The sequence below is a fragment of the Actinoalloteichus fjordicus genome (genome assembly GCF_001941625.1).
Lineage (GTDB): Bacteria > Actinomycetota > Actinomycetes > Mycobacteriales > Pseudonocardiaceae > Actinoalloteichus_A > Actinoalloteichus_A fjordicus.
In genome coordinates, this window is record NZ_CP016076.1 from 5542016 (window position 1) to 5567814 (window position 25799).

A 25799-nucleotide genomic window follows, 5' to 3' on the forward strand; every position below is an offset into this window, starting at 1 on the left:
ACAGGCGCGCGACCGACCGCGCGGTCCCCAGAACCGTCGCGATGGGCAGTCGGGCCGCATCACCCAGGGTCGGCGTCGTAGACCAGCAGTCCGTCGGACTGGACGCGGGCCCCCGGTGTCGGCGGGTGTTCGACGAGCCTGCCGTCGTGCATCAGATGCCAGGCGGGAATGCCCGCGACGAGCCAGGCGTAGTCGGCGATGATGCGGCGGTGGCAGCGCCACCAGACCGTCTCGCCGCAGAGCACGCTCACCCGCCCGTCCGTGCGCTGCCGGACCTCCTCGAGCAGCTCGGCCATCGCCGTGAGGAACTCCGGGGTGCGGGTGTGTCCCGCGTAGGCCCGGAAGCTCGTGTTACGCCAGAACGTGTCCGGCGAGTGGTCGGCCAGTCGCCGGAAGCCGCCGAGCCGCTGGTCCCAGCGATAGGAGATGCCCTCGGCAGACAGCCATTCGCCCATGACGTCGCGGGCGGTGTCCGGGTTGCGGCGGCTGCCGGGGACCGTGCGCACGTCGACCAGCGCCCGTACCGCCGCTCCGTGGAGTAGACCTGCCAGCTCGGTGCGATCGAGGGTGCCGTGTCCGACGGTGACCAGGCCGGGGCGTCCGTCCGGCGGCGGGACGGCGGGATGGTCGGCGGCCGTGGCGGCGTCGGGCCGTCCCCGGTGCGCGGGCGTCGGCTGCGGTTCGGCCGAGCGGGCCGGGCCGGAACTGCCGACCGCCTCGGCCGAGGCGGTCGGCTTTGGGCCGGGTCGGACCCGGACTCCGGATCGCCACCCGACCATGCCGGTCCTGTCGGCCTGCTCGCCTGCCCGCATCATCGAGGGGGCCGCTAACGTCGCCGTCGGCGGACCCGGCGCAGCTCGTCGGCCAGGCCGCTCCGCATCCGACTCCAGTCCTGCGGCGTCAGCGCCGGTCGTTCGCCCGGACCGCCCAGCTCACTCGCCGCCGACTCCAGTTCGGCCATCGTGGTGATGATCTGGTCGACCACCTCGGGATGTCCCAGCGGCAGCGGCGCGCCCACCGCGTCTCCGGAGTGGGCCGGATCCCGTCGGATGATCCGGGTGGGGACGCCTCGCGCGGCGAGTTCCCGCACGAGCCGGTCGACGGCGCCCTCCGGGACCGGCGAGTCGAGGTCCGCCGCCTCCTGGTCGGGCTCGATCAGGAGCACGGCTCGGACCAGTCGCCACTTCACGGCACCGAGGAGCAGGGCGTCCTGCGTCGCGGTGCCGCTCGCGACCAGGTAGGCGGGCATGCCGTACTCGGCGAGCTCGTCCAGCAGCTCCGCGTTGGACTCCACGCCCGCCTCGGTGGCGGGAAGCCTGCACCACATCACGCGCACCCGTTCGGCCAGCGAGCGCCAGGTGCCCGGCAGGCCGCCATGGTTGGCCTCCCCTGCGGGGTCCAGGACCAGCACGGCGGGACCACCCGGCGGGCCGTGCTCGACGACGAGCGGGCCACCGGATCGAACGGTCTCGCTCCCAAAGTCACGCATCGACTTCCTCCTCGCCGCCGTACACCTGGTCAGGACCTCTGTTCCGACGGCCACCTGGAACCGCGAGGCCCAGATGCACCACCTTCACCACAGTCATCTCGTCCAACAGCTCGGGGCCGAAGTGGAATCCGGTGTCGCAGCCTCCTCGATGTCGCACCGCACCGCGCCCGACCTCGCCCGCCAACGAGTTCACCCGCACGGTGCCGACCGGCAGTTCCTGCCAGGCACGCTGCGCGCGACGCATCGACGCGGTGAGCACGGTGGCGGCCCGGCCGTAGCGATCCTCGGCCGCCTCGGCGAGCGCCTGGTCGAAGTCCTCGACGATCCGGATCGCCGCGACCGGACCGAACGTCTCCTCCCGCATCACCCGCATGTCGGGAACGCAGCCGGTGAGGACCGTCGCCGGGTAGAAGGCCCCCGGCCCGCGCGGCACCCGGCCGCCCGCCAGCGCCCAGGCTCCCCGGCCGATCGCCTCGCTGACCTGTGCGTGCACCTGGTCGCGCCGTCGCCGGTCCACCAGCGGACCCAGTTCGACGTCGCCAGGCAGAGCGGGCCGTGCGACCCGCCGGGCAGCCTGCGCGGCCAGGCGATGCTGGAACTGATCCGCCAGTGCCCGGTGCACGTAGATCCGCTCGATGGAGCCACGCCGCTGGCCGGTCTCGCTGAACGCGCCCACCGCCGCCTGTTCCGCAGCCCAGGCCACGTCGACGCCCGCATCGACGATCAACGCGTCGTTGCCGCCGTTCTCCAGCAGCACCGCGGCGCCCGTCCGCGCCGCCGACCGGGCGATGCTGCGGCCCGCCTCGGAACAGCCCAGGTGGGCGATCAGGTCGACGCCCGGGTCGGCCGCGAGTCGGGCACCGGTGCGATCGTCGCCGGAGATCATCATGAGCACGCCCGCAGGCAGCACCGAGGACAGCGTCTCGGTCAGGAACCGACCGACGTGCGGCGCCCGCTCGCTTGGTTTGAACACCACGGTGTTGCCGGTGACCAGCGCGGCGCCGAGCAGCCCGCAGGACACGCCGACCGGGTCGTGCCACGAGGTCAGCACGACCACGACGCCACGGGGCTGCGGCACCGTCAGGTCGACGGCGGCATCCCTGCCGAGGAGACTTCGGCCCCGATGGACCGGGCCGAGTTCCGCGTACTGTTCCAGGACGTCGGCGCCCGCAAGCGCTCCCGCTCTGGCCTCGGACACCGGACGGCCGGTCTCGGCGTTGTGCAGCGCGGCGAGTTCGTCCACCGAGGCACGCACCGCCGCCGCCGCGGTGCGGAGTCGGCGCCCCCGATCGGCGGCCGAGGTTCGGGACCAGGCGGCGAGGGCCGACCTGGCGGTGCGCACGGCATGCGTGATCTCAGGTTCGTCGGCGACGGGGAGCAGACCGACCAGCGCTCCGTCGACCGGGCTGTGGACTCGCAGATGTTCCCGCGCCGCCTGTTCGAGCAGCACCGGTCTTGTCGTCGTGATCAATGAGCCGGACAACCCGTCGAGCATCGCGCCTCCTGCTGTCGAGGTCCCCGAATACCCGCAGGCGAGCGCGGTACACCTCGACGAGAGCGCGGCACGCCGGGCGTGGCCGCGCCGGCCGACGACGCGGAGACCGCCCCCGCGACGTGCGAGGGGCGCCGGAGTCGTCTTGACGCGGCGACCTGCGGCGGACGGCGACCTGGCCCGCGACCGGCGGTGCGTGATCAGTAGGGCGGAAACCCCCCGGCAGAGTGGCCATGCCCCGGTCGCCCGAGCGCGAGGCGGCGTGCGTGCGTCGTCGACCGGGCCGGGCAGGCCACGCCGTCGGACGACTCCTGCCGTTCGTCGGAGAGCGAGCGAAGGCGATCCGACCCGAGGAACTCTCGGCCCGACAGCCGCCCCGGACGACCACAGGTGCAGTGTGAGGAGATCTCGGGTATCACCACCGGAGGGAAGCGTCGCCAGGCACTGCTCAGAGTCTGTCTTCGGTCCCGCCCCGTCGTGAGCGGGGATCAGCGTGGATGAGCTGCACGGCGACAGGAGGAAGCCATGACGGAGTTATGGTGACCGACGACAACGCCGCTGGTGGCCACGCAGGCCCCGCGCAACAGGAGAGCAGGGATCAAGGACAGGCTCACAGACCGGACACCATCACGCCGAGGCATGGCGCGCGTGCCAGGAGACAGGACCGCACTCCATGCCGGGCCCCGCCGACAGAGGAGCAGCAGGTGGCCGTCATCGACAGGTCGACGGACGTTCCCGTGTCCGCAGCAACCGCCTACCGCTGGTGGGCCAGGCCGCAACGGCTGGCCGAACTGCTTCCCGACGTCACGGAGGTCGTCTCCGACGGCGGGAGCCGAAGCACGTGGCGGCTCGCGATCGGCAGTGGAGAGCACACCGAGTGGGAGATCGAGAAGCTCGGCGGCAGGCCCGCCCGCGAACTGCGGTGGCGGTCCGGCGACGACACGCCGGAGCACGCAGGCATCGTGACCTTCGAGCCGATCGACGAGGAGAACTGCCAGGTACGGGTGCGCGTGGCCTGGCGTCCCCGCTCCGTCGGCCAGCAGGTCACGCACTATCTCGGCGTGGTCGACAACTGGGTGGCTGCCGCCCTCGCCGAGTCCGCCCACCGGCTCGCCGAACGGGCCGAGCGGGGACCGGTGAACCGCAGCGCTAGGTTCGACGAGACCGAACCGGAACCCGTCTGGCCCACCGAGGCAGACGTGCCCGCCGCCCGGCCTGCGCAGGCGGAGACCTCCTTGTACGACAACCCGGCCGATGCGGCACCGGGCACCCCCGGCACGCCGATGGGCCCGACGCCGCCTTACACCGATCCCAGGAACCGTCCGCGCTTCTAAAGGCGGGCCCGGTGCTCCGGGAGGCGGGCGTCTGCCGCAGAAGCGAGCAGCCTGCCTGTCGACGACGGAGGGTCGGCGACCGGCGTGGCGGCCTGGCGCGGAGCCGAGCCGGGACGGCGGGCCGCGCAGGCCGAGCCCACGGTTTCGCTCCCGACGGCGTCGGGACCGGTGCACCGGCGACCGCAGACAGGCAGGAAGGCCCAGGCGGCCTCAGACCGGGCCCGTCTCGGACGACACGGCCGCCGTATCCGCCTCGGCAGCGGCCGGGCCGACGCGCTCGGGAAGCCGTGCGGTGTCGGCCTCCCTGATCCAGGTCACCTCGGTGATGGTCGCCAGGCCGTCGGCCAGCAGGCTCGCGTCCGAACCGTCGCCGCCCTCGGCCTCCATCCGGGTCGTGGTCACGCGCAGCCGTCCGTCGGTCAGTGCGTCGACGTGGCCCTGCACCGCACCGAACCGGGCCAGCGTGGCGCGGTGCAGCATGACGGCGGGCCGCTCCGTCGGAGGCAGGTTGACGTTGAACACCGTGCCGCGCGGCGCCGCCAGCAGGGGCGGCAGCGCGAGTCCGGCGCCGATCGCGGCGGCACGCCACATCTCGCCGGAGACCCGCGTCGTCGCAGCGTCGAGCGCGACCGCGTCCAAGGACACCGCGAGTGCCCGCGCGCCCTGCATCGCTCCGGTGATGGCGGCGCCCAAGGTGCCGGAGTGCAGCACCGACCGGCCGACGTTCGCGCCGAGGTTGATGCCGGAGAGGACGAGGTCGGGGGCCGCGCCGAACGCGCCGCGCGAGGCGGCGAAGGCGATGAAGGCGGGCGCGGCCTGCACGGCGTAGCACTGGGCGCCCGCGAGCCCCGGCAGCCGCCGCGGGTCCGCCACCACCCGGCCGTCGTGCTGGACCGAGGTGATCGCGGCGCTGCTGCCGCTGGACTCGTGCGCGGGCGCCGCCACCAGGACGTCCCAGCCCTGCTCCAACGCCGCCGCCGCAAGGGCGTGCAGACCCGGTGACTCGACACCGTCGTCGTTCGTGATCAGCACGCGCACCTGTTCCGCTCCGTCCTGCGCCCGCAGTGGGCTGCCTCAGATCTCCCGCAGTTCCACCTTCGCCGCCAACACCTCGATGCTCTCGTCCCGGCCCGTGCCGAGCCCGCGCCGGACGACGTTCACCGCGCCTGCCGCCGCACCGAGCCGCACCGCCTCCATCAACGACTCGCCGCGCACCAGCGCCGCGGCGACTCCCGCCGCCATCGAGTCGCCGGTGCCCCGCGTCTCGGCAGCCTGCAGCACCGGAAGATGCACTTCGTAGACGACGTCGTCCAGGAGGGCCAACGCAGGCTCGGCGGCCCGCGAGACGAGCACGGCACCCGGTCCGGCCGCTCTCAGCTCCCTGGCGGCCTTGATCAGCGAGTCCCGGTCGTCGTCGCGGCTTCTGCCGTCCGCGATCAGCTCCTCGTGGCTGATCTTCACCACCGACACGCCGCCCGCCAGGGCCGCGTCGAGCTGCTCCCCCGCCAGGTCGACGAGCACCAGCCCGCCGTTGCCGGTCACATCGGCGGCCAACCTGCGGTAGGTGTCCGCCGGAATGATGCCGAGTCGCGCCGGACCGCTCAACACCGACAGCCGAGCGTCCAGTCCGTGCACCAAGGCCAGCTCGTAGAGATCGTCCAGCTCATGCCGGGACAGGGGCTCACCGGGAGCGTCCACGATCTCGCTGCGCACGCCGCCCCGCCGATCATGCACATAGCCGCCGTTGCGGGTGCTGACATCGACCGGCTTCAACTCCAGACCGTCCTCGACGATCAGATGGCGCAGCACGGCGCCGGTCTCCCCACCGAGCGCCGCGCACAGCACGACCCGGACGCCGAGCGAGGCGATCATCCTCGCCTGCCAGACGCCCTGGCCTCCCGCGTGCAGATGCAGATCCGGCTCGTCGCCTCGGTCCTCCACGGTCACCGTGAGCTGAGGCGAGGGGGCGAACACCATCACGTGATCCGTCACCGTCGGCCGCCCTCGTGGTCGCAGCGGCGCGCAGTCGAGGACGCTCGGCGGACCGCGCACCTGCCGGGTCGATGCACCGGAACGGAGTCGGGCCAGGAGACGTCGAGCGTGCGGGAGGTGCTCATCGCTGGGTTCCGCATGCGTCGCCTCCTCTCCCTGCCCTTGCGAAAGGTCGGACCGCGACGAGGTACCCGTCGTGACGATCAGTCAAACAGCGGCAGGCCGAGGCTCAGCCGAGTGAGATGCCGTGCAGCCGGGTACGCCACCCCGTACGGCCCGGACCGACCGGGCCGGAGCAGAGCACGCGCCAGAACACGACACGAGTCGAACAGAGGAGAACCCGTGGCCGAGCGACTCACGAATCAGACCGTGGCATTCCTGGTCGCGCCGGAAGGCGTCGAACAGGTCGAGCTGACCAAGCCGTGGGAAGCGGTTCGTGCCGCAGGCGGCACGCCCGAGCTGGTGTCGACCGCGAAGGGCGAGATCCAGGGCTTCCACCATCTCGACAAGGCCGACCGCTTTCCGGTGGACCGCGTCGTGAGCGAGGTCGACGCGCACCGCTACGACGCCCTGGTGCTGCCCGGCGGCGTGGCCAATCCCGACTTCCTGCGCACCGACGTGCAGGCCGTGGCCTTCGTCCGTGCGTTCGTCGAGGAGGGCAGGCCGATCGCGGCGATCTGCCACGCGCCGTGGACTCTCATCGAGGCGGATGCCGTCCGGGGCCGCACCCTGACCTCGTGGCCGAGTCTGCAGACCGACCTGCGCAACGCGGGCGCGACGTGGGTGGACGAGGAGGTCGTCGTCGATCAGCGGCTCATCACCAGCCGCAACCCCCACGATCTGCCCGTCTTCTGCTCGACGCTGGTGGCCGAGTTCGCCAAGGCAGCCGACTCCGCGCAGAACGTCGGCATCTGACGCCGATCCGCCTCGCGGACGTCCGCTCGGCGGCTGGACCGCGTCGAGATCAGGACGTCCGGCCCGCCGGGTCGGGCCCGGATTCGGCAGACCGGGCCGCCTGGCGGGCCAGGGCCGGGTCGTCGGGACCGAGTCAATCGTCAAGCGGATCTCCGGTGATGCGGGCACGATGGAACAGGCGAGGGCATCGGTCTGCCGTCGGCGCAGGCAGGTCGGCTCGTAGTCCACTGTTCACACATGCCCGTTCCGCTCGGAAATCGGGTAGACCTTGACAGGGTGATGACCATCGCCGATCGACGTACTGATCCCGACGCCGACGCGACGCGCTCCCTCCCCCGCTGGCTCCGTGTGAGCGCGGCAGGAGGCTGGCGACTCCTGGTCCTAGTGGCCGCCCTCTACGTGCTGGGCGTGGTGGTCACCCGGATCAGCATCGTGTTGATCCCACTGGCGATCGCGCTGCTGCTCGCGGCGCTGCTCGAACCCGCCATGGCAGTGCTGCACCGACGAGGAATGGCCAGAGGACCCGCCACCGCGATCGTCATGGTCAGCGGCGTGGCCGTCCTCGGCACGGCGTTGACGGTCATCGTCGCCACCTTCGTCGGCGGTCTGGCGGACCTCCAGTCCAGTCTGATCCAAGGCCTGGACTCGATCAGGGTTTGGCTCACCGACGGACCGCTCGCTTTAGAGTCCGCTCAGATCGACAACGCGATCAGCGAACTCGGCACGGCACTGCAGAACAATCAGCAACGAGTCTTCTCCGGCGCCTTGACCACGGTCACCAGCGTCGGGGGATTCGTCACCGGCCTGGTGCTGGTGGTGTTCATCCTGGTCTTCTTGCTGCGCGACGGGCCGATCATCTGGCGCTTCATGCTGCGCGCCGTCCCGAGGCGTCGCCGCGCGCTGGCCGACCAGGCAGGCCAGAACGCCTTCCGGTCGTTGACCGACTACATCCGGGCGACCGCCATCGTGGCCGTCATCGACGCGGTCGGCATCGGGCTCGGACTCCTCATCCTCGGAATCCCGCTGGCCCTGCCGTTGACCGCGCTGGTGTTCTTCGGGGCGTTCATCCCACTCATCGGCGCGCTGGCCTCCGGCGGCGCGGCGATCCTGGTCGCGCTGGCCTCCGAAGGGCTGGTGGCCGCGCTACTCGTGCTCGGCATCGTGCTGCTGGTCCAGCAGATCGAGGGCAACGTGCTGCATCCCTGGATCATGGGGCGGACGATGCGACTGCATCCGCTGGCCGTGGCACTGACGCTGACCATCGGTCTGTCGCAGGCGGGCATCATCGGCGGACTGCTCGCCGTTCCGCTGCTGACCTCGCTGCGGGCGATGGTCCGAACCTGGCAGCGACGCGGCAGACGCGATGACGATCCCGCCGATCACGAGGGAGATCCGGACGGGGAGTCCTCGGCGCGCGACGCGAGGACCTCGGCGGGCAGGGCCGGGGATCGCGGCTCGACCGGCGGCGAGGACGAACCGGAGTCCTCACCCACCTGAGCGTGATCCGGGCGGCTTTCGCGCCCGGCCCCTGCCGTGCGCTTCCGCTGCTTCCGACCCCGTCGCCGCCGTCCGGTGCTCGACCCCAGCTGTTCGAAGGGAACGCGGCGCCGGACGACGTCAACGTGCCGAGGCTATGACGAGACGTCGAGGGCATGAGAAAGGGCGGGAGTACATCGCGCTCGACCGGTGTGGTCGTCGGACGCGACGCCCCCGCCCTGGGGGATCGGCCATGGTGTCGATGGAGCGGCTCAGCGCCTCAGCGGCCTGGGCGGCTCGGCGGCCTCGATGGTTCGGCGGCCTCGACGGCTCAACGCTGCGCCGTCCGGCGGGCCTTGCCAGGCCAGGTTCCGGTGACTCGGCGGTATCCCGCCGCCCCACCACGATCCACCGCCGCCTTGACCACGCCGAACACCGCTCCGTGCAGTGCGGCGGCTGCCAGGACCTCCCGCCAGCCGTACTCCTCCATCGTCGCCTCGGGAGCGTCCTGGTGGCCGGTCGACCGTTGCCAGATCCGATGGAAGATCGTGCTCGCCGCCAATCCGCCGAGCATGCCGAGCAGCGTTCCCAGCGGCCGGTAGAGCAGTCGGCCGATCATCGCTTCCGCCGCCTCGTCACCCGGCGCAGCATCAGCATCGCCACCAGCGTGGCCGCCGCTGCGGGCCCCGGATGCTCCCGCACCGAGCTCACCGCCTGGTCGAACCTGCGGGCCATCGAGGGCGGAAGCTTCTCGGACACTCGGCCTGCCCATTCGTCGGCCTGCTCCCCGAGATGCGTCGCGGAGGCACGCATCGCATCCGTGCGACCGTGGAACTCGCCCTTGAGCCGGTTGGACACGTCGAACTTCTGGGCCAGTGCCTCCACCGTGTCGCCCAGCTCCTCACGCGTCAGCTCGATGTCCAGCCGGAGATCTCCCGGTTCACTCGGGCCGTCCGGCCGGGCCTGTGTCGAGGGGACCTCCCCCGACGCCGAATAGGTACGCTCGTCGAGCGGCCTGCCGTAGTCCGGCCGCCGTTGCTGACTGCTCATCGGTGCGTCCCTTCCTTGATCGTCTGAAGGTCGTCGCGGACGCTCGCCATCGTCTGTTCCGGGACCGGCGGAGTCGCCCGACGGGTCTGGCCTCGCCCTATCGCCGCGCACATGCCTGCCGCCGCCAGCAGCACGACGCCCACGACGAGCGCCGCGATCCAGGGCGTCAGGACCAGGGCGAGAAGCATGATCAGCGTGGCGATGAGCACGCCGCCGCCGTACAGGGCGAGCACGCCCGCCGCGCCGAAGAGCCCGGCGCCTGCACCCAGCCGCCTGCCCTTGCTCCGCAGCTCGGCCGTGGCGGACTGCATCTCCTCGCGGACGAGCCGGGAGAGCTGGGTCGAGAGATCCCCCATGAGCTCCGCCGTCGAACGATCGTCATGATGTCGTGCGTAGCCCTGCTTCGTATCAGGATTCATGATCGCCGCCTTTCGTTGGCTCCCGACTCGGCTACCCCACTCGTGTGTCGAGCAACCCTCCGGGGAAACCGGGCGGGGCACGCCCGAAAGCGCGACGGTCGACCACCGCCGGTGACGGCAGGACAGGGTCTCGGGCCTGGGACGGGGTGCGAGGTCGAGCAGGCGCCGACGGCGCTTCGGGTGAGGCGGGTGCGGACGGCTCGGGTCGGCGGCAGGCGGCCCGCCCCGGGACGGCTCGACCGGCTCAGCAGGCGGGCAACGGCTCGGCGGTGCGATCGAGGAGAGCCTGCCCCCGGCCGCGCGCCGCGACGCCGATCGCGCGCAGGGTCGCCCACATCGTGACCTGATTGGCGGTGAGGACCGGCTTGCCGAGCGCGGCCTCCAGCGGGGCGATCAGCTCATAGGTCCGGACATTCGTGCAGCTCACGAAGACAGCCTCGGCATCGGGGGTGTCCACCGCCTGCACCGCTCGCACGACCTCGGAGAAGGAGACCTGCCAGATCCGATCGATGAGGCCGAGGCTCCGCTCGGCGACCACGTCGACGCGATGCTCGCCGAGGAACTCGCGCAGCCGGTCGGTGACGCCGCAGACGTAGGGCGTCGCCAACGCCACCCGTCGAATCCCGAGCAGGCCGAGTGCCTCGATCAGCGCGCCGGAGGAGGTGGTGGCGACGGGCGCCCCCGCTGCGACCATGGCCGCCCGCAGCCTGCGCTCGCCTGCCGAGCCCGCCACGAAACTGCCGGAGGTGCAGGCGTAGGTGACCGCCGACGGCTCGGGAACCAGCACATCGCGAGTCGCCCGGACCACCGCGTCGGGCTCGGCGAGGACCGAGGCCAGCTCGACGGTCATCGGCAGCGGCGTGAACGGCAGTCGAGTCAGATACAGCGAGATCTCGTCAGGCACCCACCGCCACAGCTCGCGGTCCAGGGCGAAGTCGAAGGGCGCCACCACGCCGACCCCGGGGCCGAGGGCGAGGTCGGTGGGGAACCCGGAGTGCGCAGGCGGCGCGTCGACCAGCGCGCCGGAGATCAGGAGTTCTGCCGGGTCAGGGACCGGTGTGATGAGGCTGCTCGTCATGGGACTCCCCCTTCGGCCGTGCCGTCAGGGTGACCCGGTGCTGTTGCCCGGCGTTTGAGCCGATGTGACGGGCTGGTGACAAGAACGGCGGGCAGCGCACGTGGCTGCTCCGCGCATGCCTGGCGCCTCTCGTGGCCGGTCAGCCCGCCCACCGCGCCCAGGGGCTCGGAGCCCTGGCCCGGCCGGGCTTCGGCCAGGCCAGGGCGGCAGCCTCGGACCGGCTCGGCGCGGGTCCGGCGGCGAGAGGGCTTCGAGGCCGCCGGGGCGCCCGGCTCCGGCGACGAGTCAGTGTTGCAGGAGCTGATGAACGACCGAGCGATAACGCCGCAACGTCAGCCGGAGGTCCTCGGTGGGCACCTCGCCGTCATGCTGCCACCGGGACCGCAGCTCGCGACGCTGCTCGTCGACGGCGTTGCTCAGCGAGCGCTGCACCTCGGCCAGCAGGGCGTCGGCATCGCCGACGGCGCGCCGCGGATCGTCGACGAAGGAGACCTGGAGGTCCTGCCACTGGGCATGTCGACGTCGTTCCTCCTCGTGGTCGAACAGCGGCACCGCACCGTCCACGTCTGCCGTGTCGGCCGGTTCGTTCCCCCGCACCGACGAGTCGGCCACACCGCCGGGCCGCGCGGTGTCCGAGCCGGTTCCCCGCAGGCCTGCGGCCGCGTCCGGTTCGCCGGTCGGCCGGTGCGTCGGCACAGCCTGCGGTGCAGAGTGCGGCGAGTCCGCATCCCGGCCGGAAGCGTGCTGCGGCGGGCCGCCGGGCTGCCGGATCTCGGCCGCCACGTCGTCGAGCCGATCCGGCGGGCCTGCGTGGGCCGCCGGGCCGCCGACCGGGCCGCCGATCAGCGAGGTGGAGTCCACGACGGGCTTCCCGCCGCGTACGGGCCTGCGCCCCAGGCCAGGCGGCCTGGGCTCCTCGATCCACTTCTCCGTCGACGCCTCGGCCGCAGGCGTCCCGGTCGGATTCGCCGCGATGCGACTCTCGTCCGGAATCGGGGCGGCCGACGCGGAGCCGTCGGCGCCGTCCTGGCCGACCGGCGACGAAGCTGTACTCCCGTTCGTCGACCCGGGCTGCGATTCCCTGTCATGGATTCGGCGCATCATGAGCTCCGTTCGATTCGGGTGGGGCCGTGAGAGCCTGTCTTTGATCCCCCTCAGTCGTGAGCGGGGATCAGCGTGGATGAGCTGCCAGGCGGAGGAAAGAGGCATAACGGAGTTATGTCGACTGACGACAACGCCGCAGATCGCCGCGCTGGCCCCGCGCAACAGGAAAGCGGGGATTAAAGACAGGCTCTGAGAACTCACGGCCTGGTCGCGGCGTTCGGCGTGCCATTCAGCCGAGGTGCCGCGCCCGCGCGAGCTGGACGTCCGCCGGACGCGGGCGATTCCGCTCCCGGCGACCGAGCCCCGGTCGCATCGCCGTCGACGGCACCGGCGGCCCGCTGGTCGGGCTCGGGGCCGAGGAGATCCTCGAAGAGCACGCGATAGTGCCGCATTGCGAGCCGTAGATCCTCGGTGGACGCCTCGCCCGCGACGCTGCGTTCCATCACGCGGTGCGCCTCGCGATAGTGATCAAGATTCTTGGCATGTTCGACGGAGAGGTCCGCCAACTGCTGCCGGTAGTCCTCCGTCGGATAACCCCGCTCGGCCATCAGGCTCGTGACCAATCGATCCGCATCCATGACGGTCGGTCCGGGAAAGTCGACGAAACGGCCCTGTACCTCGGTCCAGCGGGTCGCATAGCGGTGTCGTACTTCGGCGGGCACCGGGTGGATTTCCAATCCGGCGTGTCGCCGTTCCCGATCGGTCAGCTCGCGCTCGACGGCACGATGATCATGGGATTCCGACAGTTCCCGCTCGTATTCGGGGCCGAATCGGCGACGAAGTCGATCTCGCCGGAGCTTTTCGCGGATCACGAATCCCACCATGACGGCGACCAGGATCGCGATGACGACGGCGGCGACGGTCAGCACGGTTGTCACACCGGCCTCCTAGGTATCGGGATGAAGGTCTCTCGACTCGCGGTCTGGTCCCCGAACCCGATCGCGCTGAAACGTCCTGCGAGATCGATTGGGCCGAACGGCGGGCCGGATGCCACCGATCGGCCCAGCCGGCGTCAGCTGCGCAGGCAGCGGGCCTGGACGACGGCGAAGACGCCGTAGGCGGCGAAGCCTGCGGCGACCGCGAGGAGCAGTGTCGCCCCGAACGGGCTGCTCGCCAGCGTGCGCAGGGCCGCATCCAGGCCGCCCGCCTGTTCCGGGTCACGAGTGAGTGCCGCGAGGCCGATGAGGAAGCCGACCACGCCTACCGCGACGCCCTTGGCGACGTGGCCGAGCGTTCCCACCCGTCGAACCCACCGGGCGCTGCCCTGAGGGAGTGGGCCGATGTCGAGTTCGGCAAGGAATCGGCGAGTGACGCCGTTGGCGACGGATGCCACGCCGACGGCCAGCACGATCGCCGCCAGCACGGCGACCAGGATCTGGCCGGCGGGCAGGGCGAGCAGTCCCTCGGTGAGTTCCTGCTGAGACTGGTCACCGGACTGGCCGCTGCCGAGCAGTGCCCGGATCGCCACGCCCGCCAACGCCAGTCCCGCCACGCCGCGACCCGCCGCGGCGATCCGGCGCCTGGTGCGCTCTGTCGAACCGGCCGCCCAGCGAAAGCCCGTCGCCGAGGACGACAGCTGCCAGAGACCGAAGGCGATCAGCCCGACGGCCAGCGCCCCGACCAGCACCCGACCGAAGGGCCCGGCCACGATGACCTGGACGGCGCCGTCCTGATCCGCCTGATCGTCATTGCCGCCGACTGCCACCTGGACCGCCAGCCAGGCGATCACCAGGTGCACGATCCCGTGACAGACCGAGCCGATCCGGCCGAAGAGCTGTAACGCCGTGTTGCGCCGAGCCCGATCCGCCGCCTTGGCAGGCGTGTTGGAGCCGATCATGGGTCCTCCTCCGTCAGCACGCTCTGTCGCGCCGTCACGGAGCGATTTACCCGAAAGAGTGCAAGATGACGCGCAGCGCGCCGCAGGCCCCGGCGGATTCGCCGCCAATTACCCCGTGTCTGGCCGGGGACCAGCCGCCCGCCAGGCACGAGCCCCCGTACGTGAACACGGTGCGTGACGCTCAGGGACGGGGGTCATCACATCGGCGGAGAAGCCAGCTGGCGGTGGCGATTTCTCACTCGACCGATGCAGTCTGGAAAGAGCGACGATGCAGTCCTGGTATCCAGCCGCGATTCCGTCAGGAGGCAGCGATGGCCGATCGCCACTCGCAGGCTCGATCCCGGTCCGCCGACGAACTCCGTCAAGACGCGGACCGGCTGAGCGGAGAGCGTGCCTACTGCGTCGCCGAGCGGCTCGGCCTGTGCCCTTCCCAGGTCCTCCAGGTGCTGCACGACCTGGGCTATCGCGGGTCTGCGGCGTCCACTGTCCTCGAGCCTCGAGTCGTCAACGAGGTCGAGAGCGTGCTCATCGCAACCCGAGATTGAGCGGGCGATGACGGGGTAATCGGCGAAGAATCGCGACCAGGTGACCTTGGCGACCGTGACAAGGCAGGTCGCGAGTGCCACCAGAAGGGGATCGCGATGTTCGGACATGCCTCGCAGGGAGTTCCGCAGCCTCGTCCCACCGCTGAAGGCGGCGGAGCAGGCCGAGGAGGTCGGTCCTCCCCGGATTCCGCCGAAGGCGGGGAGACGAGTTTTCCGACCGACGACGACGAGATTCAACGCGCCGACCTGCCCACCGTGTACCGAGGCCTCGACTGAGGTCCGACCGCGCGCGGTCCACGCGGCGGCTGTTCTCGAGTGCCGACCCGTTCTGCGGGTACCGGACTCCGGAGCGAGGTCGTCCGCCGACCTTCTTGCATCGGCCGCGTGCGGCACTCCGGAATGGCCGGACGGACCACGCGAGGAGCCGGGTGGCTCGAGGCGCAGGCCTGCTGTGCGGGACGCCGCCACACCGCTCGCAAGCGAATTCGCCCTGGGCGGGCGGGAGGCTCGTGGCAGAGAGACGTGTCCGAAGGGCTGATCCGGTGTCCCGGATCGATCGTTGCGCCAGCTGAGCGTCCGGTGCGGCCAGGAATCCTCCCGGGCTCCGGCGGGACGGCGCTGCGCCTCGGTCACGACGCTGGGTCGATCGCCTGACCGACGGCCGCGCAGGACGACCGAACCGCTCGCGTCGATCGTGGCCTCGCCCGCGCACGCGGCCTCGGCGACCGGCTGACCGGAACTCCCGGCCGCGCCCACCCCGCCACGGCAATCCCGACACGGCATGCCCCGACGGGCCGCAGCCGTGGGATTCCCGCCGCCAGCCTGCCCGTCCAGCCGGGGATGCGGCAGTCGACCAGCACCGACGCAGACCGAGCATGAGTGACGAGGCCGCGCGACCCACGGCGTTCGGCCGGTCGAACACCGCAGCCGGTGCCGCCGAGGCGAGGTCAGTACGAGCGTTTCTCGGTCACGCGACCCGCATGCTCCGACGCCTGCCGAACGGAGACCGTCGTCATCGAACCGGTGGCCTCCATCGACTCCCGAGGGCCGCCGACGACGGTCGGCGAGACCACGGGAAGGCGGACCCCGAGCACCCTCGCGAGTTCGTCCTCCTTCGTCCACTGCTCCACCAGGTCGGGAACCAGGCGATGGGCGTCGGCGAGCCGCAGCAGGATGGCGTCCCGCAGACCCCAGGGGCAGATGTCGAGGCGGTCGCTGTCCAACAGCTCCATCGCCGTCTCGGCCACCACCGCTCCCGCCAGGATCTGCGCCGCACGTGACGACGAGACGCCGGGCAGGACGGCGCGATGCTTGGGGTCCAGCCGGGCGAGCGGCGGAATCCAGCGGCGCAGATCGGCACGCAGCAGCGGTCGCGGCTCCCGGTCGTGTCCCGCTCCCGCGGCGAGCCGGTTGAGCTGAGTGAGGATCTTGGACGCTCCGACGAACCGGGTCTGTCCCGTCAGCCTGCGGCGCGGGCCCCGCAAGGCACGTTCGAGCACCTCGCGGACATGGGCCGTCAGCAGTTCCGTCTGCGGCGCCGACGGCGAGTCGGCAAGGAACTCCCTGGTGAGCCGCGCCGCGCCCAGCGGCAGCGAGGCGGCGAGGCTCGGCTCCTCGTTCTCGCCGAGCGCCAGCTCCATCGTGCCGCCGCCGATGTCGATCAGCGTGAGCTGTTCGCAGGACCAGCCGAACCATCGATGGGCGGCGAAGTACGACAGCCGCGCCTCGTCCTCGGGACGCAGGAAGGCGAGTTCGACGCCGCTCAGTTCGCGGATCCGCCTGCTCGCCGCCTCCTGGTTCAGCGCGTCGCGCACGGCCGAGGTGGCATAGGCGAGCAGCGCGGTGACCCGGAGCTCGCGTGCCGCGAGCACACAGCGGCGCACCGCCTCGGCGACGCGATCCAGACCCGCGGGAAGGATCTCACCGTCCCGCGTGGTGGATTCGGCGAGGCGCGTGCTGACGCGGACGATCCTGGTCATCGCGGGCGGCACACCGGGGCTGCACTCGAGCATCTCCAACTTCGCCGCTACCGAGCCGACGTCGAGCACGGCGATCTTCATCGTGCCCCGGCAGCGGGGTCATAGGTCATCGTGGTCAACACACTCCTCCAGTTCGATTACCCAAGGTAGCCAATTATCGCCATATTCGCTACAGTGAGTAATTTTCACACGCGCGGCGTGCCGGTCCGGTGCAGTCGATCACCGTGAGTCTGCCCGGTCCGTCCGCACCCTGGACGGGCCTCCCATTCCGTTGACCGCCGAACTAACGATGGCCTGGTGCGGCCATCCCTCATTGACAGTGACGGATCGCACTCCTACGGTCGTAAGCGCTTTCTAACCCAAGGGCGGGTCTGCGCAGGAATCTCTCCGGCGTCGCCCGGCCTGCCAGCAGGGCCACGCGCGGGCGTGTGCCGACTAAGGGAGAATCGCGATGGCCGATGTGGCTTACAGGGGTGCTTCTCGGGTGTTCGCGGGAACGCCCCCGGTCAAGGCCGTGGACCAGCTCGACCTCGAGGTCGCCGACGGCGAGTTCCTCGTCCTGGTCGGCCCCTCCGGCTCCGGCAAGTCCACCGCCCTGCGCATGCTCGCCGGCCTGGAGGACATCGACGAAGGCGCCATCCAGATCGGCGGCCGCGACGTCACCCACACCCCACCCAAAGGCCGCGACATCGCCATGGTCTTCCAGTCCTACGCCCTCTACCCCCACATGACCGTCGCCGAGAACATGGGCTTCGCCCTCAAACTCCGCCGCATCCCCAAAGACCAGATCAAAGCCAAGGTCGACGAAGCCGCCCGCATGCTCGACCTCACCCCCTACCTCGACCGCAAACCCAAAGCCCTCTCCGGCGGACAACGCCAACGCGTCGCCATGGGACGCGCCATCGTCCGCGAACCCTCCGTCTTCCTCATGGACGAACCCCTCTCCAACCTCGACGCCAAACTCCGCGTCGAAACCCGCGCCAACATCGCCGCCCTCCAACAACGCCTCGACACCACCACCATCTACGTCACCCACGACCAGGTCGAAGCCATGACCATGGGCCACCGCGTCGCCGTCCTCAAAGACGGCCTCCTCCAACAATGCGACACCCCCCGCACCCTCTACGACGCCCCCGCCAACGCCTTCGTCGCCGGCTTCATGGGCTCCCCCGCCATGAACCTCAAAACCGCCACACTCCACCCCGACGGCGCCCACCTCGACGGCCTCACCATCCCCCTCACCACCACCACCCGCACCACCCTCGACACCGACACCGTCACCATCGGCATCCGCCCCGAAAACCTCCACCTCACCACCACCGAACCCGGCATCACCCTCACCGTCGACCTCGTCGAAGAACTCGGCGCCGACGCCTACGTCTACGGCACCACCACCGCCGACACCCCCGAACGCTTCATCGTCCGCGTCGACTCCCGCACCCCACCCACCATCGGACAACAAGTCACCGCCACCCTCACCACCCCCGACCACACCCACCTCTTCCACCCCACCACCGGACACCGCATCACCACCAAGTAACACCACACCGGCGACGACACGCGGGCACGACCAGGTCGTGGCTTGACCCATCCAGATGCGCCTGCTTACGCTTGCGAATGAAAAGCGCACCCCTGCCTGTCTGGGCTGGTGATCGGCGCAGGGTCGGCCACGGCAGGAGTCTCGATGTTCGATCAGCCATCGACCGGCATCGCAACTCTGGTCGATGTGGCGCGGGCGGCCGAGGTTTCCCTGGCCACCGCGTCGAGGGTGCTCAACGGCAGCCCGCGCAAGGTCAGGGAGGACCTGCGGGCGCGGGTGATGAAGGCGGCGGCGGCGCTGAACTACGCGCCGAACGCGCAGGCCCAGGCGATGGCCCGCGGCCACACGAACGTGGTCGGACTCGTGGTCCACGACATCGCCGACCCGTACTTCTCGTCGATCTCGGCGGGCGTGATGCGGCATGCCGAGGACAACGGCCTGATCGTCACGATGGCGAGCACGCTGCGCAGGCCGGAGCGCGAGGTGGAATACGTCGCCGCCCTGCGTGCCCAACGCGCGCAGGCTGTGGTGCTCGCGGGCAGCCGCGTGACCGATCAGGCGCTCCAGGATCGCCTCGGCGACGAGCTGGCACGCTTCCAGGCCGCAGGCGGTCGAGTCGCGATGATCAGCCAGCGACGCATCGAGGTCGACACGATCACGCTGGAGAACCACGCCGGGGCACGTGCGCTGGCTCGGGCCCTCTACGCAGGCGGCTATCGCAGGTTCGGCGTGCTCGGCGGGCCGGAGGAACTCGTCACCGCTCGCGATCGCCTGGCGGGATTCCGGGAAGGACTAGCCGATCACGGCGCCGAACTGCCCGACGAACTCGTGGTACACGGCGGCTTCACCCGCGACGGCGGTTATCACGCCCTTCGTGAGCTGCTGAGCCGACGAGACGACGTGGACTGTCTCTTCGCCGTCAACGACGTGATGGCGGTCGGGGCGATGGCGGCGCTGCGCGACCTCGGCCGCAGGCTCCCCGAGGACATGGCCGTGGCGGGCTTCGACGATATCGCCACGCTGCGCGACGTCACGCCTGCGCTGACGACGGTGCGGGTTCCGCTGGAGGAGCTGGGCGCCATGGCGGTGAGCCTGGTGCTCGATCCGGAACCCGCCGAGCCTCGCACTCGACGAGTCCGAGGCGAGGTCGTGATCCGGGCCAGCACGCCGAAGGCCGGTCCGGGCACCGACATCGAGGCGTGAGGCGCCTCGGCAGAGGACGACAGCCTGCTCACGATGGAACTCCGGCCGCACGGGCCCGGACTGCGCCGTCCAGGTCGCCTGAGGCCTTCCTGGTCTCCTTACGGGCGGCGGGTGAGGCCGGGCAGCCGGGGTCTCATCGGTTCTCGACGGACGGCGGCTGTCGGTCCACTGGCCGCAGAGCCCCCGAGGCGGTGATCCACGGGCCGCCGCGGAGCGGTCCAGTCGGCGGGGCGGAGCTCGAATGCCGCGCGATTCAGACACCGACTTCCTTCGATCGACCGCATAGGTCCACCGTCATGCCGACGGCCGGTGAACCAGCACTCCGCAGGCAGCGACGGCCACAGACGACGAAGGACTCGGTCGGCGCCACAGTCGCACGGTCTGCCTCCTCAGACCCCGACTCGACGCACGACGTCCCACCCGGTGCGAGTGGCACTCGACAGGCCGGATCGGCCGGGGCCACACCGTTCAGAGGCCGTTCGGGTCATTGCCCGCGTCCGCCGGACCGGCGATGCCGTCCTGCCTCGAACCCGGCGCCGCCGTTCAGGAGAACCGGAGTAGACGGACCGGGACGGCTACCGCTTACCCAGGTGGCGGTCGATCTCGGCCCATCGTCCGGAATGGACGGCAGTAACCGACATTGGGGCGCTACGGGACACCCTGTCCACACAAGAGTGACAAGAAGCGCACGTATCGAGTGAGAGAGTGACGGAGCGGTCACCGAGGTCTTCTCCGTCCGGAGATCAGTCTGCCTCCGAAGATGTGCGCCGGGCGGCTTGCGCCGTTCGCCACGCGTCGGGCAATACCGCACGCACTCCACACGGTCGGCTCGAGAACCCGCCGAAGGCCGTCCGACCATCATTCACGGTGCCGGAGATCACCGAGTACAGCTCTCGCGAAGTGCCGCCGGGTCGACGCCGCCGCGCCGCCTCGTGCCGGGAGGTGCGGCCTCCCGGCACGGTTCCCCACGTCAGTTGTTCGCGGAGCTGAATCGCGGGAGGGACACCGCAGGCTTGGACTCCTCCACCTGTGCGGGCTCCTGCGCAGGCTTGGCGACCTCGAGGTTCAATGCGGACACGTCCAGCGGGATCTCGCCGCGTGCCGCCGCCCGTTCCTCGGCCACCCGCCTGACCTCGGCCTCTCTGGCCGCCGCAGCCGCCTCCAGCCGAGCCCGGTGCTGCTCCTTGGAACGCTGGGCTACCGCGCGAATCTGGTCGGTGACCTTCTTGCGCTCGACTCGCTCCTGCACCGGGTCCTCTGTCTCGACGCGGTGTGAGACCGGACGACCGTGCGTGATATAGGGAGCCAACAGTTCGCGCAGCGAAGTAGCGTTGCGTTCGGAGAGGTCGATTTCGTAGTTAACCCCGTCCAAGGCGAACTGCACCGTGTGCTGGGCAGGCTCTCCGTCGAGGTCGTCAACCAGTTCGACGCAGACACGCTCGGCCATGATCACCTAGTCTTTCCCGTGGTACCACGTAGCCGCCGCTTACGACCTGCGGCGACGTCCCTGATTCTAACCTAATCGACGGGGGCGACCGAAACCGCCGCCGCCACGCTGAGCAGGGTGGAAGTATGCCGCCTCGGCGACCTATAGGCACACCCGCCCGGCGAGCGTGCGACGACCCCGATAGCGGGCTTACACAAGCGGTGAAGCGACATCAGCACCCGACCATGTTTATGATTGTCGCCAGTGGGATACCTTGACGCGCGCGGACCTCACGGTCAACGCATAGGCATCCGAATGACAGACGAACATTTAAGGAGTCCCCGTGGCGCAGAAGGTCACCGTCCAACTACTCGACGACATCGACGGCACCGTCGCCGAGCAGACGGTTAAGTTCGGACTTGACGGCATGGAGTTCGAGATCGACCTCTCGACCACCAACGCCGACAAACTCCGCGAGACTTTGACCCCGTTCATGGACAACGCTCGTCGTACCGGCGGCCGTAAGCGGCCGGGTCGCGGCCGAGTCGCGGGCGCGCCGTCCGGGCAGGCCGACCGGGAGCGCAACCAGGCTATTCGGGAGTGGGCCCGGACCCAGGGTCTCAAGGTCTCCGATCGCGGTCGCATCCCGGCGGAGGTCATCGAGGCATACGACAAGCAGAGCTGAACCAGATTCCAGCAGCGCCCGTCCCGGCACCAGTAGGACATCGCTCGGCCAGCACCAGTGCCGGGACGCGGGCGAGTAACAGGCGTCGCGCGCATCGAGTGACGATCAAACGGCTCCGCCGCATCACGCTGATCCGCTCGCCTGCGGGCAATGATCCGGCGCGGGTAGAGCAGTCGAGCGTTACTCCAAGACGAGTAGCCAAATGAGCGACAGGTAGGCACAGACAAAGCGGACGAGATAAGCCGATCTTCATTGCAGGCCGGTGTCCGCGAGTTCATAACCGGACTCGGTGACCGGTTCACCACCCCACGCGGACTTTGTGCTACATCACACAAGCCCGGTTTCGCGGCCCGCCCGATCGCTATCGGCTAGGCATTGCCTACCCACCGCGATCGGCGGCGGCGGGTGGTGATTGGGAAAATCCCGAGCCCGCCCGAGTGATCTCGTCGCGGCCGGGACCACCGGCAATACCGGGTGCAGGCCGCCGATCGGCTCCGGTTCGACGACAGGCCGATCCGTACCGGGTTCGCCGCCACGCCGGACATCTCTGGCGGCGTGCCGTCGCCGCGAGTGCCCGGCCGTTGGGTTCAGCCGCAGGAGACACGATCGCGGGCCCACGACCCGACGTCGATCGCGATCCCGCCTCGGCCGAGCGCCGGGCGCGCGGCGAGCACTGCGCCTTCGCAGGCGGTGAACATCGTGCCTTCGCAGGCGGTGAGCACTGCGCCTTGTACAGGGGTCGAGTCCCACAGGGACCTGCCGCCCGGCCGCGAAGCGCCTGCAAGACGCCTCGGGAGACACCGGGCCCGTCAGCGCGCGCAGGCTCGCGGAACCCGGCGCGGGCACCGGGTTCCGCCGCCAGGACACCGACCGACGCACGCCGTGCTCGCACCGGGACGAGACGTGTTCCCCGCCCGCACGCACCGGGACGGCCGGGGATCACCGCCACACCGCGCACGACAGTCCGCAGCCGGGCCGCGCCGTCGTGCCGCAGGGATCACGGCCGCTGTGCCGAGGAGAGTCCTCGTCCCGGCGGGCCAACCGATTCGCGGACGATCAGTTCGGAAGACAGCCACACCAGCCCGTCCGGACCCGGCATGTCGTCCGCCCCGATGGCGAGCTTGCCCGCCCGCGCCGCCGCCTCGCGCAGCGGAAGCCGCACCGTGCTCAGCGCAGGCGCCGCGTCCAGCGCGACGGGCAGATCGTCGAAGCCCGCCACCGAGACGTCCTCCGGCACGCGCACGCCCTGCTCGCGCAACGCGGCCATCACGCCGAGGGCGGTGAGATCGTTGCCCGCCACCACCGCAGTGCAGTCCACGCCCCGCCGCACGAGTTCCATGCCTGCGGCGAAACCCGAGGCGCGCGAGAAGTCGCCGCGCAGAGCCGCCCCCGCCGCCGGGTCGAGCCCGGCGGCCAGCAGCGCATCGCGGTGCCCGGCCGCCCGCGCGCTGGTGGTGGTGTTGGCCTCCGGACCGGAGACGTAAGCGATCCTGCGGTGTCCCATCGCCAGCAGATGCCGGGTGAGTGTCCGCGCCCCTCCCCTGTTGTCGAACAGGATGCTGACCGCCTCGCTGTCCGGCGGGGCCTGCCGACCGCAGAAGACGACGCGGGCGCCGCGTTCGTGACACTGACGGATCAGCTGTGCGACGCGCTCGGCATGGTCGGGGTCCTCTCGGCCGCCGCCGGTGAGGACGATGGCCCTGGCCCGCTGTCGCAGCAGAAGCTGCATGTACTTCAGTTCGTCCTCCGGCGACCCTGCGGTGTTGCAGATCACCGCGAGCAGTTCGGCCCCGCCCGCCTCCCATTGGATCCCGCTGGAGAGGATTCCGAAGAAGGGGTCCGAGACGTCGTTGACGATCACGCCGAGCATGTCCGAACTGGCCGCGGCCAAGGCCCTGGCCGGACCGTTGACCACATAGTCGAGCTCGTGCAGTGCGGCGAGCACCCGAGCCTTCGTCCCCGGCGAGACCGGGTAGTTGCCGTTGAGCACACGAGAGACGGTGGCGGTGGAAACCCCGGCTCTCGCAGCGACATCGACCAACGTCGGCGCCACGCTCGACCTCCGATCACGAACAGTGCCCGCTCGTCCACGCGGTGCGCAGGCTATTGACAGCGCGTACTGGCGCGCTTAGTTTACGGTCACAGTAAGCGCTTTCTATAGCCTTTGTCTCGGTCCTTTTCGCCAAGGAGGCCCCGGGGCGTGGTGACGACGTGGACATGGAGCGGACCCTGTGACTCTGAAGCTGCCCACCTCGACCGGCGAGTTCCTCGACTACGTCCCCAGATCGACGGGCGCCCTGGACGCCAGAGGCCCGAGTCCGACGAGCCGGGTCCTCTACGCGGCCGCGCACGTCGTGGCCGACCCGCTCGCCGACAACACTCCCGGCAGGCCGGCTCGGCCCGACTGGGAGGCGACGATGGCCTTCCGCCGACACCTGTGGGCACACGGGCTCGGCGTCGCCGACGCGATGGACACCGCACAGCGCGGCATGGGGCTGGACTGGCCCACCGCCGCCGAACTGATCCGCCGCAGTGGCGCCGAGGCCAAGGAGCTGGGCGGGCTGCTGGCCTGCGGCGTCGGCACCGATCAGGTCCGTGAGGACACCACGAGCCTCGACGACGTCATCGCGGGCTATGTCGAGCAGGCAGCGGTCGTGCAGGACGCGGGCGCCACCGTGATCCTCATGGCGAGCAGGCGGCTGGCCGCCGTCGCCCGGGGGCCGGAGGACTACCACCGGGTCTACTCGACACTGTTAGAACAGCTCGACTCCCCCGCGATCCTGCACTGGCTCGGCCCGATGTTCGACCCCGCGCTCACCGGCTACTGGGGTTCGACGGACCTGGACCTGGCCACCGAGGTCTTCCTCGACGTGATCAAGGCGCACTCCGACAAGGTCGACGGCGTCAAGATGTCGCTGCTGGACGCCGATCGGGAGATCGGAGTTCGACGCAGGCTGCCCGACGGAGTCCGCTGCTATACCGGCGACGACTTCCACTACCCCGAACTGATCAAGGGCGACGACCAGGGACACAGCGACGCGCTGCTGGGCATCTTCGATGCGATCGCCCCGGCCGCCGCCGCCGCGCTGCGCAGGCTGGACGCAGGCGACGTCGAGTCCTACGACCAGATCATGGCGCCCACCGTGCCGTTGTCCCGGCACATCTTCGGCACGCCCACGTACTACTACAAGACGGGCATCGTGTTCCTCGCCTGGCTGGCGGGACATCAGGAGCACTTCCGCATGGTCGGTGGTCTGGAGAGCGCTCGGTCGGTCCCGCACCTCGCCCGGCTGTACGTGCTGGCCGACGAGGCCGGACTGCTGCCGGACGCGGAGCTGGCGGAACGTCGGATGCGGCAGTTCCTCGATCTGGCGGGAGTGCCGCAATGAGCGACCTGAGCCGACTGAGCCTCAACCAGGCGACCATCAAGTACGCCGGAATGGAACAGGCGGTCAGCGCCTGCCTGCGCGCGGAGATCCCGGGAATCGGGCTGTGGCGCGAGCCGGTCGCCGAGTACGGACTGCGCAAGACCGGCGCGCTGCTCCGGCAGGCGGGCCTGACGCCGACCTCGATGTGTCGGGGCGGATTCTTCACCTCGCCGGATTCCGACCAGCGGATCAAGGACCTCGCCGACAACCGGGCGGCGGTGGACGAGTGCGCCGAACTGGGCGTGCCAGAACTGGTGCTGGTCTCCGGCGGACTCCCCGAGGGCAGCCGGGACGTCGACGGGGCGCGGTCGCTGGTACTGGACTCGCTGGCCGAACTGGCTCCGTACGCCGGTGAGCGCGGGGTGCGGCTGGCGATCGAGCCGCTGCACCCGATGTTCTGCTCCGACCGCTGCGTCGTGGCGACACTGGCCCAGGCTCTCGACCTCGCGAGTCACTTCCCCGCCGAGCAGGTCGGCGTCGTCGTGGACACCTATCACATCTGGTGGGACCCGACCGTCTATCAGGCGATCGAGCGGGCCGCGGGTCGGATCTCGGCGTTCCAGGTGTGCGACTGGATCACGCCGCTGCCTGCGGGTGTGCTCCTCGGTCGCGGAATGATGGGCGACGGCTGCATCGAGCTGCGTCGGATGCGCAAGGCCGTCGACGAGGCGGGCTACGCCGGACCGATCGAGGTCGAGATCTTCAATCAGGAGATCTGGGATGCCGACGCCCTCGAGATCGCGGAGCTGACGGCGGCCAGGTACATCGAGCACGTGCTCTGATCCGCCGCCTGGCCGACGACGCCCG

Annotated in this window: 25 protein-coding genes; 10 read left to right on the forward strand and 15 right to left on the reverse strand. The window is 70.6% G+C overall.

The annotated features are described in order from the left end of the window. Positions 1 to 59: 59 nt before the first annotated feature. The 3 genes from UA74_RS23560 to UA74_RS23570 are packed head-to-tail and all read right to left on the reverse strand — an operon-like array spanning position 60 to position 2984. Complete coding sequence (locus UA74_RS23560; RefSeq protein ID WP_232237387.1) at positions 60 to 815, reverse strand: DUF488 domain-containing protein; 756 nt, start codon at positions 813 to 815, stop codon at positions 60 to 62. Between the two features lie 11 nt (positions 816 to 826). Continuing rightward, entirely contained in the window at positions 827 to 1489 is a 663-nt protein-coding gene (locus UA74_RS23565; protein WP_075742208.1) for a hypothetical protein, read from the reverse strand. Beyond that, positions 1482 to 2984, reverse strand: coding sequence for an aldehyde dehydrogenase family protein (locus UA74_RS23570; protein ID WP_083683538.1), 1503 nt, complete (start codon positions 2982 to 2984; stop codon positions 1482 to 1484). The genes UA74_RS23565 and UA74_RS23570 overlap by 8 nt, the downstream gene beginning before the upstream one ends. A 701-nt stretch (positions 2985 to 3685) precedes the next feature. On the opposite strand from UA74_RS23570, the gene UA74_RS23575 reads away from it, so the two are divergent. After that, positions 3686 to 4315 (forward strand): SRPBCC family protein, encoded by a 630-nt coding sequence (locus UA74_RS23575; RefSeq protein ID WP_075765499.1) that lies wholly within the window; start codon positions 3686 to 3688, stop codon positions 4313 to 4315. Positions 4316 to 4525: 210 nt separating this feature from the next. Here UA74_RS23575 and UA74_RS23580 read toward each other — a convergent pair whose 3' ends face one another. Together UA74_RS23580 and UA74_RS23585 are read right to left on the reverse strand one after the other, a co-directional pair. Further along, positions 4526 to 5353 carry a 5'/3'-nucleotidase SurE gene (locus UA74_RS23580; RefSeq protein ID WP_075742210.1) on the reverse strand — a complete coding sequence of 276 codons (828 nt, stop codon included), beginning with the start codon at positions 5351 to 5353 and terminating at the stop codon, positions 4526 to 4528. A gap of 36 nt (positions 5354 to 5389) precedes the next feature. Beyond that, on the reverse strand, positions 5390 to 6307 hold the full coding sequence (locus UA74_RS23585) for a 1-phosphofructokinase family hexose kinase (RefSeq protein WP_232237388.1): 918 nt from the start codon (positions 6305 to 6307) through the stop codon (positions 5390 to 5392). Positions 6308 to 6649: 342 nt separating this feature from the next. On the opposite strand from UA74_RS23585, the gene UA74_RS23590 reads away from it, so the two are divergent. Both UA74_RS23590 and UA74_RS23595 read left to right on the forward strand, forming a co-directional pair. Next, complete coding sequence (locus UA74_RS23590; protein ID WP_232237389.1) at positions 6650 to 7222, forward strand: type 1 glutamine amidotransferase domain-containing protein; 573 nt, start codon at positions 6650 to 6652, stop codon at positions 7220 to 7222. A 237-nt stretch (positions 7223 to 7459) separates the two neighbouring features. Further along, positions 7460 to 8719: an AI-2E family transporter gene (locus UA74_RS23595; RefSeq protein ID WP_157434407.1), complete on the forward strand. Its 1260-nt coding sequence runs from the start codon at positions 7460 to 7462 to the stop codon at positions 8717 to 8719. 310 nt (positions 8720 to 9029) lie between these two features. Here the strand turns inward: UA74_RS23595 and UA74_RS23600 are convergent, their stop codons facing one another. From UA74_RS23600 to UA74_RS23630, 7 genes are all read right to left on the reverse strand, one after another. Further along, positions 9030 to 9317, reverse strand: coding sequence for a DUF4235 domain-containing protein (locus UA74_RS23600; RefSeq protein ID WP_075742212.1), 288 nt, complete (start codon positions 9315 to 9317; stop codon positions 9030 to 9032). Further along, positions 9314 to 9748, reverse strand: a complete 435-nt coding sequence (locus tag UA74_RS23605; protein WP_075765501.1) for a DUF3618 domain-containing protein — start codon at positions 9746 to 9748, stop codon at positions 9314 to 9316. Before UA74_RS23605 ends, UA74_RS23600 begins: the two co-directional genes overlap by 4 nt. Beyond that, positions 9745 to 10167 (reverse strand): phage holin family protein, encoded by a 423-nt coding sequence (locus UA74_RS23610; protein ID WP_075765503.1) that lies wholly within the window; start codon positions 10165 to 10167, stop codon positions 9745 to 9747. Before UA74_RS23610 ends, UA74_RS23605 begins: the two co-directional genes overlap by 4 nt. A gap of 244 nt (positions 10168 to 10411) precedes the next feature. Continuing rightward, a complete protein-coding gene (locus UA74_RS23615) occupies positions 10412 to 11245 on the reverse strand; it encodes a maleate cis-trans isomerase family protein (RefSeq protein ID WP_198042843.1) in 834 nt (277 codons plus the stop codon). Positions 11246 to 11530: 285 nt separating this feature from the next. Continuing rightward, entirely contained in the window at positions 11531 to 12349 is an 819-nt protein-coding gene (locus UA74_RS31160) for a hypothetical protein (RefSeq protein ID WP_083683541.1), read from the reverse strand. Positions 12350 to 12546: 197 nt separating this feature from the next. Next, complete coding sequence (locus UA74_RS23625; protein WP_198042844.1) at positions 12547 to 13227, reverse strand: hypothetical protein; 681 nt, start codon at positions 13225 to 13227, stop codon at positions 12547 to 12549. Between the two features lie 134 nt (positions 13228 to 13361). Continuing rightward, positions 13362 to 14186 carry a DUF1206 domain-containing protein gene (locus tag UA74_RS23630; RefSeq protein ID WP_075742215.1) on the reverse strand — a complete coding sequence of 275 codons (825 nt, stop codon included), beginning with the start codon at positions 14184 to 14186 and terminating at the stop codon, positions 13362 to 13364. A gap of 311 nt (positions 14187 to 14497) precedes the next feature. On the opposite strand from UA74_RS23630, the gene UA74_RS23635 reads away from it, so the two are divergent. Both UA74_RS23635 and UA74_RS32385 read left to right on the forward strand, forming a co-directional pair. Continuing rightward, positions 14498 to 14731 (forward strand): hypothetical protein, encoded by a 234-nt coding sequence (locus UA74_RS23635; RefSeq protein WP_075742216.1) that lies wholly within the window; start codon positions 14498 to 14500, stop codon positions 14729 to 14731. 96 nt (positions 14732 to 14827) lie between these two features. Then, entirely contained in the window at positions 14828 to 15007 is a 180-nt protein-coding gene (locus UA74_RS32385) for a hypothetical protein (RefSeq protein WP_157434408.1), read from the forward strand. A 671-nt stretch (positions 15008 to 15678) separates the two neighbouring features. Here the strand turns inward: UA74_RS32385 and UA74_RS23640 are convergent. Further along, the gene (locus tag UA74_RS23640; protein WP_075765505.1) at positions 15679 to 16791 is read right to left on the reverse strand and encodes a Ppx/GppA phosphatase family protein; all 1113 of its coding nucleotides are present in this window, start codon (positions 16789 to 16791) and stop codon (positions 15679 to 15681) included. 370 nt (positions 16792 to 17161) lie between these two features. Between UA74_RS23640 and UA74_RS23645 the strand changes: the two genes are divergently transcribed. Further along, a complete protein-coding gene (locus UA74_RS23645; RefSeq protein WP_075742218.1) occupies positions 17162 to 18250 on the forward strand; it encodes an ABC transporter ATP-binding protein in 1089 nt (362 codons plus the stop codon). A gap of 144 nt (positions 18251 to 18394) precedes the next feature. After that, on the forward strand, positions 18395 to 19453 hold the full coding sequence (locus UA74_RS23650; RefSeq protein ID WP_075744147.1) for a LacI family DNA-binding transcriptional regulator: 1059 nt from the start codon (positions 18395 to 18397) through the stop codon (positions 19451 to 19453). Between the two features lie 970 nt (positions 19454 to 20423). On the opposite strand, the gene UA74_RS23655 is transcribed toward UA74_RS23650, so the two are convergent. Continuing rightward, a complete protein-coding gene (locus UA74_RS23655) occupies positions 20424 to 20900 on the reverse strand; it encodes a histone-like nucleoid-structuring protein Lsr2 (RefSeq protein WP_075744148.1) in 477 nt (158 codons plus the stop codon). A 322-nt stretch (positions 20901 to 21222) separates the two neighbouring features. Here UA74_RS23655 and UA74_RS23660 point away from each other — a divergent pair, with 322 nt between their 5' ends. Beyond that, on the forward strand, positions 21223 to 21564 hold the full coding sequence (locus tag UA74_RS23660) for a histone-like nucleoid-structuring protein Lsr2 (RefSeq protein WP_075742219.1): 342 nt from the start codon (positions 21223 to 21225) through the stop codon (positions 21562 to 21564). A gap of 997 nt (positions 21565 to 22561) precedes the next feature. Here the strand turns inward: UA74_RS23660 and UA74_RS23665 are convergent. Beyond that, positions 22562 to 23617, reverse strand: coding sequence for a LacI family DNA-binding transcriptional regulator (locus UA74_RS23665; RefSeq protein ID WP_075742220.1), 1056 nt, complete (start codon positions 23615 to 23617; stop codon positions 22562 to 22564). 178 nt (positions 23618 to 23795) lie between these two features. On the opposite strand from UA74_RS23665, the gene UA74_RS23670 reads away from it, so the two are divergent. Together UA74_RS23670 and UA74_RS23675 are read left to right on the forward strand one after the other, a co-directional pair. Beyond that, positions 23796 to 24953: a dihydrodipicolinate synthase family protein gene (locus UA74_RS23670; RefSeq protein ID WP_075742221.1), complete on the forward strand. Its 1158-nt coding sequence runs from the start codon at positions 23796 to 23798 to the stop codon at positions 24951 to 24953. After that, positions 24950 to 25774 (forward strand): sugar phosphate isomerase/epimerase family protein, encoded by an 825-nt coding sequence (locus UA74_RS23675; protein ID WP_075742222.1) that lies wholly within the window; start codon positions 24950 to 24952, stop codon positions 25772 to 25774. The genes UA74_RS23670 and UA74_RS23675 overlap by 4 nt, the downstream gene beginning before the upstream one ends. Positions 25775 to 25799: the final 25 nt, after the last annotated feature.